This is a genomic window from Phenylobacterium sp. (genome assembly GCF_028290885.1).
Classification (GTDB): domain Bacteria; phylum Pseudomonadota; class Alphaproteobacteria; order Caulobacterales; family Caulobacteraceae; genus Phenylobacterium.
This window is the reverse complement of record NZ_JAQGIZ010000002.1, coordinates 27933-40709: the sequence shown is the minus strand read 5'-3', so window position 1 is coordinate 40709 and position 12777 is coordinate 27933. Positions and strand designations below refer to the sequence as shown.

General features: G+C 67.6%; 12 protein-coding genes and 1 pseudogene. 7 read left to right on the top strand and 6 right to left on the bottom strand.

All coding sequences use genetic code 11. From position 1 onward, the window contains the following. The 4 genes from JWP28_RS00220 to JWP28_RS00205 all read right to left on the bottom strand — a co-directional run. Nucleotides 1-385: alcohol dehydrogenase catalytic domain-containing protein (locus JWP28_RS00220; RefSeq protein WP_299538597.1), on the bottom strand; the 385-nt coding region annotated here is incomplete at its 3' end. 54 nt (nt 386-439) lie between these two features. Beyond that, complete coding sequence (locus tag JWP28_RS00215; protein WP_299538595.1) at nt 440-1006, bottom strand: TetR/AcrR family transcriptional regulator; 567 nt, start codon at nt 1004-1006, stop codon at nt 440-442. Between the two features lie 92 nt (nt 1007-1098). After that, entirely contained in the window at nt 1099-2238 is a 1140-nt protein-coding gene (locus JWP28_RS00210) for a serine hydrolase domain-containing protein (protein ID WP_299538592.1), read from the bottom strand. Continuing rightward, nucleotides 2235-3515, bottom strand: coding sequence for a TetR family transcriptional regulator (locus tag JWP28_RS00205; RefSeq protein ID WP_299538589.1), 1281 nt, complete (start codon nt 3513-3515; stop codon nt 2235-2237). The genes JWP28_RS00210 and JWP28_RS00205 overlap by 4 nt, the downstream gene beginning before the upstream one ends. A gap of 231 nt (nt 3516-3746) precedes the next feature. On the opposite strand from JWP28_RS00205, the gene JWP28_RS00200 reads away from it, so the two are divergent. Then, on the top strand, nt 3747-6128 hold the full coding sequence (locus JWP28_RS00200) for a TonB-dependent receptor (protein ID WP_299538586.1): 2382 nt from the start codon (nt 3747-3749) through the stop codon (nt 6126-6128). Between the two features lie 188 nt (nt 6129-6316). Here the strand turns inward: JWP28_RS00200 and JWP28_RS00195 are convergent, their stop codons facing one another. Continuing rightward, a complete protein-coding gene (locus JWP28_RS00195; protein WP_299538583.1) occupies nt 6317-7333 on the bottom strand; it encodes an alpha/beta hydrolase in 1017 nt (338 codons plus the stop codon). 140 nt (nt 7334-7473) lie between these two features. Here JWP28_RS00195 and JWP28_RS00190 point away from each other — a divergent pair, with 140 nt between their 5' ends. Continuing rightward, complete coding sequence (locus JWP28_RS00190; RefSeq protein WP_299538581.1) at nt 7474-7941, top strand: MarR family transcriptional regulator; 468 nt, start codon at nt 7474-7476, stop codon at nt 7939-7941. Nucleotides 7942-7952: 11 nt separating this feature from the next. Here JWP28_RS00190 and JWP28_RS00185 read toward each other — a convergent pair whose 3' ends face one another. Next, nucleotides 7953-8891, bottom strand: coding sequence for a GlxA family transcriptional regulator (locus tag JWP28_RS00185; protein WP_299538579.1), 939 nt, complete (start codon nt 8889-8891; stop codon nt 7953-7955). A gap of 34 nt (nt 8892-8925) precedes the next feature. Here JWP28_RS00185 and JWP28_RS00180 point away from each other — a divergent pair. The 5 genes and pseudogenes from JWP28_RS00180 (at nt 8926) to JWP28_RS00160 (ending at nt 12766) form a co-directional block, all read left to right on the top strand. Beyond that, nucleotides 8926-9810 (top strand): annotated as a pseudogene (locus tag JWP28_RS00180) (SDR family oxidoreductase). A gap of 94 nt (nt 9811-9904) precedes the next feature. Next, nucleotides 9905-10444 (top strand): hypothetical protein, encoded by a 540-nt coding sequence (locus JWP28_RS00175; RefSeq protein ID WP_299538577.1) that lies wholly within the window; start codon nt 9905-9907, stop codon nt 10442-10444. A gap of 34 nt (nt 10445-10478) precedes the next feature. Next, nucleotides 10479-11312 (top strand): alpha/beta hydrolase, encoded by an 834-nt coding sequence (locus tag JWP28_RS00170; RefSeq protein ID WP_299538575.1) that lies wholly within the window; start codon nt 10479-10481, stop codon nt 11310-11312. Beyond that, a complete protein-coding gene (locus JWP28_RS00165) occupies nt 11309-11800 on the top strand; it encodes a DUF302 domain-containing protein (protein WP_299538573.1) in 492 nt (163 codons plus the stop codon). Before JWP28_RS00170 ends, JWP28_RS00165 begins: the two co-directional genes overlap by 4 nt. 84 nt (nt 11801-11884) lie before the next feature. Then, nucleotides 11885-12766, top strand: coding sequence for an aldo/keto reductase (locus tag JWP28_RS00160; protein WP_299538571.1), 882 nt, complete (start codon nt 11885-11887; stop codon nt 12764-12766). Nucleotides 12767-12777: the final 11 nt, after the last annotated feature.

Genomic DNA, 12777 nt, shown 5'->3' with positions numbered 1-12777 from the left:
GGCTGGCGGTGAGCCCCTGCATCATCACCGAGGCGGCCGTGCGATCGTCGATCGCGTCGGGGACCGGCACGAGCGAGGCCGCCGGGATCGCGATCCGCTGCGCATAGCTTCCCGGCGCATAGACCCACGCCACGCGCTGGCCGGGCGAGACGCCCTCGACGCCGTCGCCCACCGCCAGGACCCTGCCGGCGCCTTCGACGCCGAGGACCTTGGGGTTGGGCATATCGGTCCAGGCCATGCCCTGCCGGACGCCGATGTCCATGAAGTTGACGCCCGCGAAGGCGATCTCGACCAGCGCCTGGCCCGGACCCGCCACCGGGTCCGGGCGCTCGACATGCTCCAACATCTCGCGGCCGCCCGTGCCGTTCATCACAATGGCTTTCATCGACCTGCTCCTTATTTGAATGGCCGTTCCATAATTGGTCAAAAAAGAGGACGCCTAGCGCAGCGCCCTGAGCGCCATGTCGGCGAGGCCGGTCAAAGCGGCGCTGTCGGCGCCGCCACGCCCGGCGACGCGGATGCCGGCGATATTCGAGATCAGAAACTCGGCGGCCGCCTCAGGGTCGAGCTCGGACGCCACGTCACCGTCCCGCTGCGCGTCGCGGACTCGGGCGGCGATCGCATCGCCAAGGGCCTTTGCCAACGGCGCGTGGACCTCGGCGAGATCGGGGCGGGAAACGCCGAACTCACAGATCGAGCCGACGCCCAGGCAAGGCTGATCCGCCGTCTCGACGACCCGACGCAGCGTTGCGTCGATCCCGTCGATGGCCCGAACGCCGCTCCGGAGCGCCTCGAAATGGGCGGCGCATTCGCCCAACCCGTAGCGGCGCACCGCCGAGCGGTAGAGCCGCCACTTGTCGCCGAAGGTGTCGTAGAGACTCTGGCGTCCGATCCCCATGGCGCCCACGAGCATCTCCGCCGAGGCGCCCTCGAACCCGTGCTCGCGGAAGACGCCGATCGCGCCATCGAGCGCCGCGTCCGCATCGAACTCCCGTGGTCTTGCCATGGAAGCTAGGTAGGCATTCTGGAACAATCATTCAAGATCGTTGTGGGTGCAGGCTCCCGGGCTTGGCGGCGCGAGTGGGGCTGATGAGGCGGTTACAGGGCTTCGTGGATGGCCTGGCACAGGGCCGTCGCATGCGGGTTGCCCGCGATGCCCTCGGCCATCTGATTGATCACATAGCCGACCGAGACCTCCGTGACGGGGTCAGCGGATCCGAACGATCCGCCCCAGCCCGGATGGCCAAAGGCGCTCTTGGAGGGACCGTACATTCCGTTCGGATTGCCGGTGAAGCCGTTGGACCACAGCGGGGCGAAGCCTTGCAGCAGATCGACGCGGGTCGTCTGCGTGGTCGACATGGCGGTGATCGTCTCGGCCGAGACGAGACGGACGCCACCGATCTCGCCGCCGTAGGCGAGGGCGCCGTACAGTTTCGCCAGCGCGAGCGCTGTCGCGTGGCCGTTGCCGGCCGGTATCTGCGCGGCGCGCCACGCCCGGCTGTTGGGCAGGGTGGGGGACATCAAGGGATTGGTCATGGCCGCCACAGCCTCCTTCGGCGCGCCTTCCAGCGCGACATCCCCGCCGCTCGGCGGCGCGATGAGGGGCGCGACCCGATCTTCGAGCGCCTCCGGCAGACCAACGTAGAGGTCGATGGACAGGGGCTCCGCCAGCTCCTGCGCGATGAAGGCGCCGACCGGCCGCCCGCTCACGCGCCGGATGACCTCCCCGACCATGAACCCGACCGTCATGGCGTGATACGAATTCACCGTCCCCGGCGCCCATATTGGCGCCTGCGCAGCCAGTCGCCGGGTGACCAGGTCCCAGTCGTAGAAGTCTTCTAGGGCGGTGGGCTCGGCAAAGCCGGGAAGGCCCGCCTGGTGGGACATCAGCTGCGAGACCGTGATCTGCGCCTTTCCGTTCTGGGCGAACTCCGGCCAGTAGGCGGCGACGGGCGCGTCGTAGCGGACCAGGCCCCGGTCCACGAGCAGGCCCATGGCGATCCCGGTCACCCCCTTGGTCGCCGACCAGATGTTCACCAGCGTGTCCGGCGTCCACGGGACGCGCCGCGTCAGATCGCGATGGCCGCCAGACAGGCTGAGGATCAGTTCGCCATGCCGGTAGGCCGCCAGGGAGGCGCCCACGGCCGGCACAGCTTCATCCCGCCCGAACTGCGCGTGGAACAGGTCGCGGACCCGCTCGAAGCCGGGCGCGACGAAATCGGGAGGCTCGCGGGTCATGGGTGCTCCTGGTCAGGTTTCGTCGGCGTGGCCGCCAGGCCGAACGCCAGCAAGTTGCAGATCTCATCGGCAAACCGGCGCGGGGGCCGAGGGTCATCCGTCCGGACCCACTTCGGCAGCCAGCCAAACGTGCCGGCGAACACGTGCGTGGTGTTCCTCGGATCACAGGGCCGGCAGGAGCCGTCGGCCATGCCTTCCCGAAAGAAGCGCGCCGACAGCTTGTTCATCCCGACCGCCCGGTTCCGGAAGGCCTCCCGCCGGTCGTCCGGAAGGTCCTCCAACCCGGGTTGCGCCATCAGGGGCGACACCGGCCCGAGAATGGCCTGGGTGAAGAGGTGCGTGATCAGGAGGCCACGCTCCAAGCCGTTGCGGCCGTGTTCCCGTCCGGCGGCGCCGATCCGCTCGTAGATGTCGAACGCCCGCTCGTAGCAACGGACGACCAGGTCGGGCTTGTCCTTCACGTAGTGATAGACCGCGCCCTTGGTCGCGCCGAGCTCCCCGGCGATCTCGTCAATGGAGGTCGCCTCGATGCCGTCCCGGTTGAACCGGCGGGAGGCCTGGGCCAGCAACTGGTCCTGCTTCAGCTCCGCCGCTCGCTTGCGGTCGAAGGCGTTGAACCGTTGCGGCAGGAACGCGTCGGCATCAAGCGGACAATCGAATGCGACCGGGCCCGCGGCCACGCCCTGCTCGACCAGGGCGAGCACGGCGTCGCGCAGGTGGATCCGGTAGGTCCGGCTGGCGCCGCCGCCCCAGAGCGGGGACAGGCGGGCGAAATTGATCATGCCGATCAGAGACTGGGCCGCGATCTCATTATCGCAAACGCGGACCGAGCCGTCCGCGACGCCCTCGCGGACAAAGCCGATCAAGGCTGTGGTGTTGCGGTCATCCGCGGCCCGGACCATGGACGCGAGCGGCTCGCCGAGCGCGTTGATGTCGTTCAGGACGGCGACCTGGGGGCGCTCCGGCGCGAAGGCGCAGCGGACGAAGGCCAGGATCCGCGCCAGCCCGCTGGCCTCCTGGCTGGCGGTGGCGAGGTCATCGGCCGTCAGGTCGCAGGATTTCGAATAGCACTGGAAGACCAGTTCGGCGCGGTCGTTGACGTAGTAGTAGACCGCGGCCCGCGTCAGGCCGACCGCCTCCGCCACGTCCGCCAGCGAGGTGCCGGCGATGCCGCGGGCGTTGAACAGCGTCGCGGCGCCCGCGAGCAGGGCTTCACGCTTGCTCTGCCGTTTGTGGTGCGCCTTGTCAGCCCGCGCCGGCGACGTCGCTTTGGTCATCGCACCTCTTCCCATGCGCAGCGAATGCGACCTGTCGATATCAGATGTCAACATACTCTTGCGTCAAATTTTCATTGACGGTGACAAACCGACATGGTGTCTTCCTGACATACGGTAGCGTCAAATTATTGTTTGGGATCCGAGCGGGGCCGACGGCACGTCCCGCAAGGACTCCGGAGACGCTCCCAGACAACAGGCGGCGGTCAAAGCCGCCAAAAAGGGGGAAGCGACATGACGTCCGGCACGGGCTCGAAATCCATTTCCATTGAGACGCTCGGCCGGCGCACAGCCGCCTTGGCCACGGCGTCCGCGCTTGTGCTGGCGGCAACGCCCCATGCGGTCCGGGCCGCGGACGCAGCGCCCGCCGCCGGCGACACGGCCCAGGTCACCGAGATCGTGGTCACGGCGCAGAAACGCGAGGAGAAGGTCAACAGCGTGCCGATGTCGATCACCGCGGTGACGGGCGCGCAGCTCGCCGCCGCAGGGGTGACCCAGGTCCGCGACCTGGTGAAGCTGACGGCGGGCTTCAGCTTCGCCGACTCCTATGTGGGGTCTCCGATCTACACCCTTCGGGGGGTGGGCTTCAGCGACATCAGCCTCGGCGGCCGCCCGACCGTGAGCATCTATTCCGACGAAGCCCCGATCCCCTTCGCCATCGAGACTCGCGGCGCGAACTTCGACCTCGATCGAGTCGAGGTGCTGAAGGGACCGCAAGGCACCCTGTTCGGCCAGAACGCCACGGGCGGCGCCATCAACTTCATCGCGGCCAAGCCCACCGCCGACTTCAAGGCCCGCGCTGAAGCCACCTACGGCAACTTCAACACGCTGAATGGATCCGGCTTCGTGAGCGGCCCGATCAGTGACACGCTCGACGTCCGGTTGGCGGTCGAACACGACAGCGCCGACGGCTGGCAGAAGAGCTACACCACCGGGGCCAAGAACGGCGCGGTGGATTTCTCCGAGGCTCGGGCGATCCTCGCCTGGACGCCGACCAGCCGTCTCAAGGCGGAGCTCACGGTCAGCGGCTATCTCGACAAGTCCGATGTCCAGGCTGGACAGGCGATCGCCATCACCCCCTCGGTTCCGGCGGCAGCGGCATTCGTGCCCGGCTTGCTCACCTATCCGCTGGCCCCGAACAACGCCCGCGCGGCGGACTTCAATCCGGGCCCGAGCTACGCCCGCGACAACGCCTTCATCCAGGCGGTCGGCCGGATCGACTACACCCTGGCCAATGACGTGACCCTGACCTCGCTGACGGCCTACAGCCATTATCGCGAGGACCAGCTGCAGGACATCGACGGCACGACCCTGTCGAACCTGAACCAGCAGACGAACGGCAAGATCGAGTCGATCTCGGAAGAACTCCGGGCAAGCGGCGCCCTGTTCAGCCGGGGGCATTTCACGGTCGGCCTCAACTATGCCGACGACAATGTGCGGGAGCTGAACCACGACGTCCTGGCCCAGAGCACCCAGGCCTTCCTGTTCGTGCCCCTGGGCGGACCGCTGTTCACCGACTTCAACGATTCCAACAACCAACGGGTCAAGACCTCCGCGGTCTTCGGCAACCTCGACTACGATGTGACCGACACGGTGAACGTCTATGGCGGGGCGCGGTACACGCAGACCCGCAACCGGTTTAACGGCTGTTCCTCAGATTCCGGCGACGGCGTCGCGGCCGCTGACTTCACCATTTTCCAGAACTTCGTTCGCGGGCATCTCGGGTTGCCGGCCCATGCGCCGATTCGCGCCGGCGGCTGCGTCACAGGTGACGCAGCCCAGCTTCCCGGCCTGGTCGTCAGCTCCCTGGACGAGAACAATCTGTCCTGGCGGTTCGGGGCGCAGTGGAAGGCCGCGGACCGCACTCTGTTCTACGCCAACGTCAGCAAGGGCTTCAAAGCCGGCGGCTATCCCTCCCTCGGCGCCACTGCGGCGACGCAATATCTGCCCGCGCGGCAGGAATCCGTCGTCGCCTATGAAGGCGGATTCAAATCGACCCTGCTGGAGAACACGCTGCAGCTGAACGGCGCTGTCTTCTACTACGACTACCGCGACAAGCAGGTTCTTGGGCGAGTGCTCGATCCGGTGTTCGGCCCGCTCCTGAAGCTGGTCAACATTCCAAAGTCGGAGATTACCGGCGCAGAACTCCAGGCGACCTGGGTCCCGATCCGCGGCCTGAACATCACGGCCGGCGGCTCCTACATCGACTCCCAGGTCCGGGGCAGCTTCATCAACTACGACCCCAATGGCGCCTTGGTGGACTTCAAGGGCGAAGCCTTTCCGAACACGCCGAAATGGCAACTCGTCTCCGACGCCAACTACCGCTGGCCAGTATCAGGGAACCTCGACGCCTTCGTCGGCGGCGGCGTGACCTACCAGAGCGAAACCAACAGCCAGCTGGGCAATCTCCCCCTGCTCAACGTGAAGGGCTACACGCTCGTCGACCTGCGGGCCGGCGTGGAGTCGCAGGACCGCCGGTGGAAAGTCTCGGCCTGGGGTCGCAACGTGGGGAACACCTTCTACGCGACGACGATCAACCGGGATCTCGACACCACCGTGCGGTTCGCCGGCATGCCGGCGACCTATGGCCTGACGCTCAGCTATCGGGTTCCGTAGGCTGACGTTTCAGGGACGGGTTCGAGCTACATCGCCTCCTATTCGAGCCTGGACGTTGTAGACCCTCGACGATCAGCCCGCGTTGGGCTCGTAGTTGACCGCCCCTCCCCCATTGCGGTCGAAGCGCATCGCCCCGTCGCGGTACGCATTTGAGCTTGCGTACGCCGGCGTCGGTTGCCGACCGCGGGTCAGCGGGCGGCCAGCGACCCCCGCAGGAACGTCACCGCCTGGGACACCGGGCCTTGGGCGGCTGGCGTTTCCGCCAGGGCGTTGAGCATGACGAAGTCGTGGACCGTGCCGCCGTAGCGCGTCGCGGTGACCCGAACGCCCGCTTGGGTCAGCTTGCGCGCGTAGGCCTCGCCCTCGTCGCGCAGGACGTCGTTCTCATCCGTGATCACCAGCGCCGGCGGCAGGCCCTTGAGCTCGTCGAGCGTCGCGTTCAGGGGCGAGACGTGGCGATCTTTTCGCGCGGCGCGGTCGGGAAGATAGGCGTCCCAGAACCAGACCATGGCCTTGGTCGTGAGCCAGGGGCCATCCGCGAATTCCCGATAGGAGCGTTGGCTGAGGCTGGCGTCGGTGACCGGGTAGAACAGCACCTGGGCGGCAATCGCCGGACCGCGGCGCTCCTTGGCCATCAAGCTGACCACGGCCGCCATGTTGCCGCCGACGCTGTCGCCGGCGATCGCCAGCCGTGTCGGATCGACGCCGAATTCGCCGGCATGGGCGGCGACATAGGTGGTGACCGCATAGTCCTGCTCGATGGCGACCGGGTAGCGGGCCTCCGGCGAGCGGTCGTAGTCGACGAAGACCACCACGGCGTTCGCGCCCACGGCCAGTTCTCGCACCAAACGGTCGTGGGTCGCCGCGTCGCCCAGCACCCAGCCGCCGCCGTGGAAGTAGACGACCACCGGCAGCGCGCCCTCGACGCCCTCCGGCCGCAGCACACGGATCCGCGTCTGTCCGGTGGGGCCGATCGGCAGCACCTTGTCCTCGATCCGAGCGGCCCGCTTCGCGATCGGCGACGACTGGGCGCCGAGCAAGACGTTGCGGGCGTCGGCGGGGGTGTGGGTGTAGATCGGGGGGCTGCCCGCCAGGCTGTCGATGAAGGCCTGCGTGGTCGGCTCCAGGACCGGAGCTGCGAAGGCTGAGCCGGCGGTGGCGACAGAAAGGGCCGCAGCTGCGGCCGTGGCGCGGAGTTTGGTCATCGGAGTGATCTCTATCTGAAATTAGAACTTACACGATTTCCTCGTGCACGATCTATCTGGGTGCGGCTCCGCGGCAATCAAGGCGCTTGCGGTTAAATCGTGCACGATTATCTCTGTTTGCGAACCACCTGGAGCCACCGATGCCGAAGACCAAGAGCCTCGACGGGCTGAAGCTGGACGACTTTCTCTGCTTCGCCGTCTATGCGGCCGGCCACGCCTTCAATCGCGTCTACAAGCCGTTGCTCGACGACCTCGGCCTGACCTATCCGCAGTATCTCGTGATGACCGCGCTGTGGGAAAAGGACGACCAGACCGTCGGCGACCTCGGCGACCAGCTGTCGCTAGAGTACAGCACGCTGACGCCACTGCTGAAGCGCCTGGAGGGTCTCGGCCTGGTGAGCCGTCGCCGCGATCTCGCGGATGAGCGCCAGGTTCGGGTGCGGCTGACCGCCCAGGGCGCGGCGCTGCAGCAGAGGGCGTCCCGCCTTCCGTCCTGCATCCAGGAGGCCTCGGGGCTGAGCGACGCGGAACTCGAGAGCCTGAAGGACGATATTGTCCGGCTGCGCGAGTCCCTCGAACGCTATGCGGCGTCCCAAACCGGCGGCTAACCGGCGCGCTCTCAGGCGGCGTTTCGTGCGCTACGACGGATCGCCTGCGGGGGCTGGCCGAGGGTCCTCAGGAAGGCCCGCCGCATGCGCTCCCGGTCGCCAAAGCCGGTCTCGTCGGCGATGACGTCCATGGAGTGGCGCCCCTGCTCCATCATCAGGCGCGCGGCCTCCACGCGGATGTTCTCGACGGCCTTCGCCGGGGACTGGCCGGTCTCGTCCTTGAACGCCCGGCTGAATTGGCGCGGGCTGAGCCGGGCGGCGGCCGCGAGCTCGTCCACCGACAACTCGCTTCGCAGGTTCGCCGCCGCGTGCTCGAGCGCCTTCTGGATCCGGTCGGACCTCGGCGCCAATTCCAGCAGCGCCGAGAACTGCGACTGGCCGCCCGCCCGCCGGTGATAGACGACGAGCTTGCGCGCGACCGAACGGGCCACCTCTGGCCCATGATCCCCTTCGACCATGGCTAGCGCCAGATCGATGCCCGCAGTCATGCCGGCCGAGGTCCACACCGGTCCGTCGACGATGTAGATGCGATCCTCCTCCACCTGCAAGCCGGGAAAGCGGGCCTGGAGTTCCCTGGCGAACAGCCAATGGGTTGTCACCTTGCGCCCTTCGAGCACGCCGGCTTCGGCTAGGACGAAGGCGCCGGTGCAGGGCGCCGCGACGCGGCGAGACCTCTCCATCGATCGCCGCACGAACTCGAGCAGCCCCGTCGACACGGGCTCCACCACGTTGCTGGCGCCAATGATCAGGGTGTCGAAGCGCGTTCGCGCGAACGTTTGCGTTTCCACCGAGAAGCCCGCGGACGAGTGCACCAATCCGCCTGTCTCCGACAGGAGGGTGACGGCGTAGGCGGGGCTATCGAGGACCACGTTGGCCATCTCGAAGACGGAGATCGCGGCGAAGCTCATCACCTGGAAGTTCGGGAAGACAACGAAGCCGATCTGCTGCACAGGCGTGTCCTCTATGGCCTAAATCGCTGCATATATGACATTTGAGACACGCGCCAGACCCTTCATGTTCAGGGCCTGCACGCAGATCGCGGGCGCACTTTTTGAGGAGAAGAAAATGAGCGGCGCATCCAAAGGGACGGCCCTCGTCACCGGCGCATCCTCGGGGATCGGCGCCATCTACGCCGACCGCCTGGCGGCGCGCGGCTACGACCTGATCCTGGTGGCTCGCAACCACGAACGGCTCGCCGTGCTGGCCGAACATCTTTGCGTCCAATACGGCCGCTAGGTCGAGGTGATCGTGGCGGATCTCGCGGGCGACGGCCTGGCGAAGGTCGAGGCGGTCCTCAAGCAGAACGCCGGCATCAACCTCTTCGTCAACAACGCGGGCATCGGCGCTGCGGCCCCCCTGCTGGCCTCCGACGTCGACAAGATGGACGAGCTGATCGCCATCAACGTCCGCGCGCCCATGCGGCTGGCCTATGCGGCGGTCCCCGCCTTCGTCGAGCGCGGCGGCGGCGCGATCATCAATATCGGGTCGATCGTCGGCATCGCCCCGGAAATCCTCAATGGCGTCTACGGGGGCACCAAGGCGTTCGTGCTGGCGCTCTCGCTGTCGCTGCACAAGGAACTCGCGGACAAGAAGGTGCGGGTCCAGGCGGTCCTCCCGGGCGCGACGGCGACGGAACTCTGGGAGCGCGCCGGCCTGCCGATCTCGAACCTGCCGGCCGAGATCGTGATGAACGCCGAGGACGTGGTCGATGCGGCGCTAGCGGGCTTCGACCAGGGCGAACTCGTCACCATCCCGTCGCTGCCGGACGCTGCCGATTGGGACGACTACGAGGCGGCGCGCCAGAAGCTGATGCCCAACCTGTCGCGGAACACGCCGGCCGCGAGGTATCGGCAGACGGCGGCAGCCTAGCGACGTTCGCGGCAGGCGCGCACCCCCGCGCGCCCGCCGCGGTTCGGCTCACCAGAGGGCTCGGATGTCCGGGCCCGCAGCTCCGGAGTTGGCCATGCGCAAAACGCTCTACCTCGCCGCCCTCGCCGTGGCGGCCTTGTCCGCCGGGTCCGTCTCGGCGGCGCCCGCCCACCCTGCGGAACCGCTGTCGCCGGCCACCCTGAGCACCATCCGATCGAACTTCGGCAGGCTCATCGCGCTGGCTAACCGTCACGACATCAAGGCCCTGCACCAGATGTTCTGGCAATCGCCGTCCGCCCTGCTGGTCGCGAAGAGCGCGATCCCATCGGAGGGCCAATGGGCCGGCTTCTGGGGCAACGCGGCGATCGACCAGAAGCTGCACGATATCGCGGCCTCCGGGCCGGTCGTGCTTCAGCCGGACTTCTCGAAGCTCAAGGTCGTAGGCCTGACGCCGGAGACCGCGGAATCCTATGCGCCGGCGACCATCACCGTTTCCTATGCCGGACAGGACGGGACCCCGAAGCCGTTCCTGCTGATCCTCAATTGGATCAAGGTCGGTCCGGACTGGAAGGTGGCCACCGAGATCATCCTTCCCGTTCCGCCGGCGCCGCCGGCGCCCGCCGCCAACCGGTGATCGGGCTCAGGGCGTCGAGCCAAGGAGAGGCCTCATGCTGATCAACCGACGTGTCCTGTCGGCGACCTTGCTCGCCGGCGCTGCCGCTTCGCTCGCCGCCCCGGTCGGCGCCGTCGCGGCGTCCCCGCCGCCGAAGGCCCGCAACGTCGTGCTTGTGCATGGGCTGTTCGCCGACGGCTCATGCTGGTCCGAGGTGATCGCGCGGTTGCAGGCGGCGGGGCTCAACGCGACTTCCGTCCAGAACCCGCTGACGACGCTTCCCGACGCGGTGGCCGCGGCCGAGCGGGTGCTGGCGCGGCAGGACGGACCGACGGTTCTGGTGGGGCATTCCTTCTCCGGGATGATCGTCACCGAGGCCGGCCTGCACCCCAACGTCTCGGCCTTGGTCTATGTGGCGGCGCGGGCGCCGGACGCGGCCGAGGACTACGCGGCCTTGGCCAAGACCTTTCCCACGCCGCCGGCCACCGCCGGGATCGTATTCGATGGCGATGAAGGTCGCCTCACCGAGGTCGCGTTCCTGCGCGATTTCGCAGGTGACGTGCCGGCCGCCAAGGCGAGGGTGCTCTACGCCGTACAGCAGCCCTTCAACAGGGCACTCCTGACCGGCAGGACCACGCGCGCGGCCTGGCGCTCGAAGCCGAGCTTCTACGCTGTCTCGACGGAGGATCGGACCATCAATCCGGATCTCGAACGGTTCATGGCCAGTCGGATGGGGGCCAGGACGATCGAGGTGAAGGCCAGCCATCTGTCGATGATCTCGCATCCCGCGGACATCACGACCCTGATCCTGGAGGCGGCGCGCGCCCAGGGCGCGCGCTCGGACGGCCCTGGGTCGAACCCGCAACCTCGGAAGGATGACCTGCTATGACACATCAAGGCTACAGCCAGCAGACGGTCTCCATCGAGCACGTCACGATCCGCTCCAGCCACGCGTTCGACCGCGTCAGGACCAGCCTGGAGGGGCTGCTGCCGCGGATCGACGATGGGATCTTCACGCTCCTGCGCTATGGCGAAGCCGAGCGCGCCTTGCGAGAGCTTGAGGCCGCGGCGCCCCTGTTGATCTTCGGCTTCCGGGATCACGGCGCCCTGGTCGCCGTGGCCGGCCTTCGGCGCCGCGCGTTGCTATATGACATCGGCAATCCGCTCACCGCGTCGCGGATGACCCGACACCAGATCTCGGCCGGCCTCTACGCGCCCATCCGCGTGCTCCTGCGCGAGGACAGCGAAGCGGGCGTCGCCTTCGAGTATGACCGGCCGGCTTCTGTCTTTGGCCAATTCCGCGACGAGGCGGTCGATCTTGTAGCACAGCAGCTCGATCGCGACTTGCAGGCGGCGCTGGAGAAAGCCGCGTCCTAGATGGCGATCGAGCCTCGGTCCATGGGGCCATCGCGGACGGACCGTCGAAGGCCGTCTGTCGTTGCAAGGCGAAGGGATAAAGCGATGACATCGGCGGACCAGGACGGCGTGTTTCATATTGGCGGGGACCTCCCCGTCCACCGCATGGGCTTCGGCGCCATGCAACTGACCGGGCCGGGTGTCTGGGGACCGCCCCTCGATCCGGACAATGCGCGCGCGGTGCTGCGCCGCGCAGTGGAGCGGGGCGTCGACTTCATCGACACCGCCGACGTCTACGGCCCCGGCGACAATGAGCGCCTGATCCGCGAGGCGCTCAGCCCCTATTCGCCGGGCCTGGTGATCGCCACCAAGGGCGGCCTGTTGCGCAGCGGTCCGGCGACCCGCGAGAACCCCGGCATGTCGATGAACGGAACGGAGGCCCACATCCGTGCGGCGGTGGAGGGCAGCCTGCGCGACCTGGGCGTCGAACGGATCGACCTCTACCAGCTGCACCGCGTGGATCCCGCGACGCCGATCGAGGAGACGATGAGCGTTTTCCGCACGCTGCGGGATGAGGGGAAAATCCGCCACGTCGGCCTGTCCCAGGTCAGCGTCGAGGAAATCGAGCGCGCCCGTGCCGTCGTCGAGATCGCCACGGTGCAGAACATCTACAACCTTGCCGTCCGGAACTACGCGGACGTCCTGGTCCATTGCGAGGCGAACGGCATCGCCTTCATTCCCTTCTGGCCGCTGCATATCGAGAGCGTGGCGGGGTCGGAAGTCCTGGCGAGGATCGCACGAGAGGCAGACGCGTCGCCCCGGCAGGTGGCGCTTGCGTGGCTTCTCCAGACATCCCCCGCGACGATCCTGATCCCCGGTACCGCCTCGGTGGCGCACCTGGAGGAGAATCTCGCAGCCTGCGAGGTGGTTCTGACCGACCGACATATGCGGGACCTCTGGGCGCTCGGCGGCCGGCGGGAGACCTAGCTGATGCGGAA

Bases quoted from the DNA above. Each gene is read 5' to 3' on its own strand.
- JWP28_RS00215 (WP_299538595.1), bottom strand. From the start codon at position 1,006: ATGGCAAGACCACGGGAGTTCGATGCGGACGCGGCGCTCGATGGCGCG.
- JWP28_RS00210 (WP_299538592.1), bottom strand. From the start codon at position 2,238: ATGACCCGCGAGCCTCCCGATTTCGTCGCGCCCGGCTTCGAGCGGGTC.
- JWP28_RS00205 (WP_299538589.1), bottom strand. From the start codon at position 3,515: ATGACCAAAGCGACGTCGCCGGCGCGGGCTGACAAGGCGCACCACAAA.
- JWP28_RS00200 (WP_299538586.1), top strand. From the start codon at position 3,747: ATGACGTCCGGCACGGGCTCGAAATCCATTTCCATTGAGACGCTCGGC.
- JWP28_RS00195 (WP_299538583.1), bottom strand. From the start codon at position 7,333: ATGACCAAACTCCGCGCCACGGCCGCAGCTGCGGCCCTTTCTGTCGCC.
- JWP28_RS00190 (WP_299538581.1), top strand. From the start codon at position 7,474: ATGCCGAAGACCAAGAGCCTCGACGGGCTGAAGCTGGACGACTTTCTC.
- JWP28_RS00175 (WP_299538577.1), top strand. From the start codon at position 9,905: ATGCGCAAAACGCTCTACCTCGCCGCCCTCGCCGTGGCGGCCTTGTCC.
- JWP28_RS00170 (WP_299538575.1), top strand. From the start codon at position 10,479: ATGCTGATCAACCGACGTGTCCTGTCGGCGACCTTGCTCGCCGGCGCT.
- JWP28_RS00165 (WP_299538573.1), top strand. From the start codon at position 11,309: ATGACACATCAAGGCTACAGCCAGCAGACGGTCTCCATCGAGCACGTC.
- JWP28_RS00160 (WP_299538571.1), top strand. From the start codon at position 11,885: ATGACATCGGCGGACCAGGACGGCGTGTTTCATATTGGCGGGGACCTC.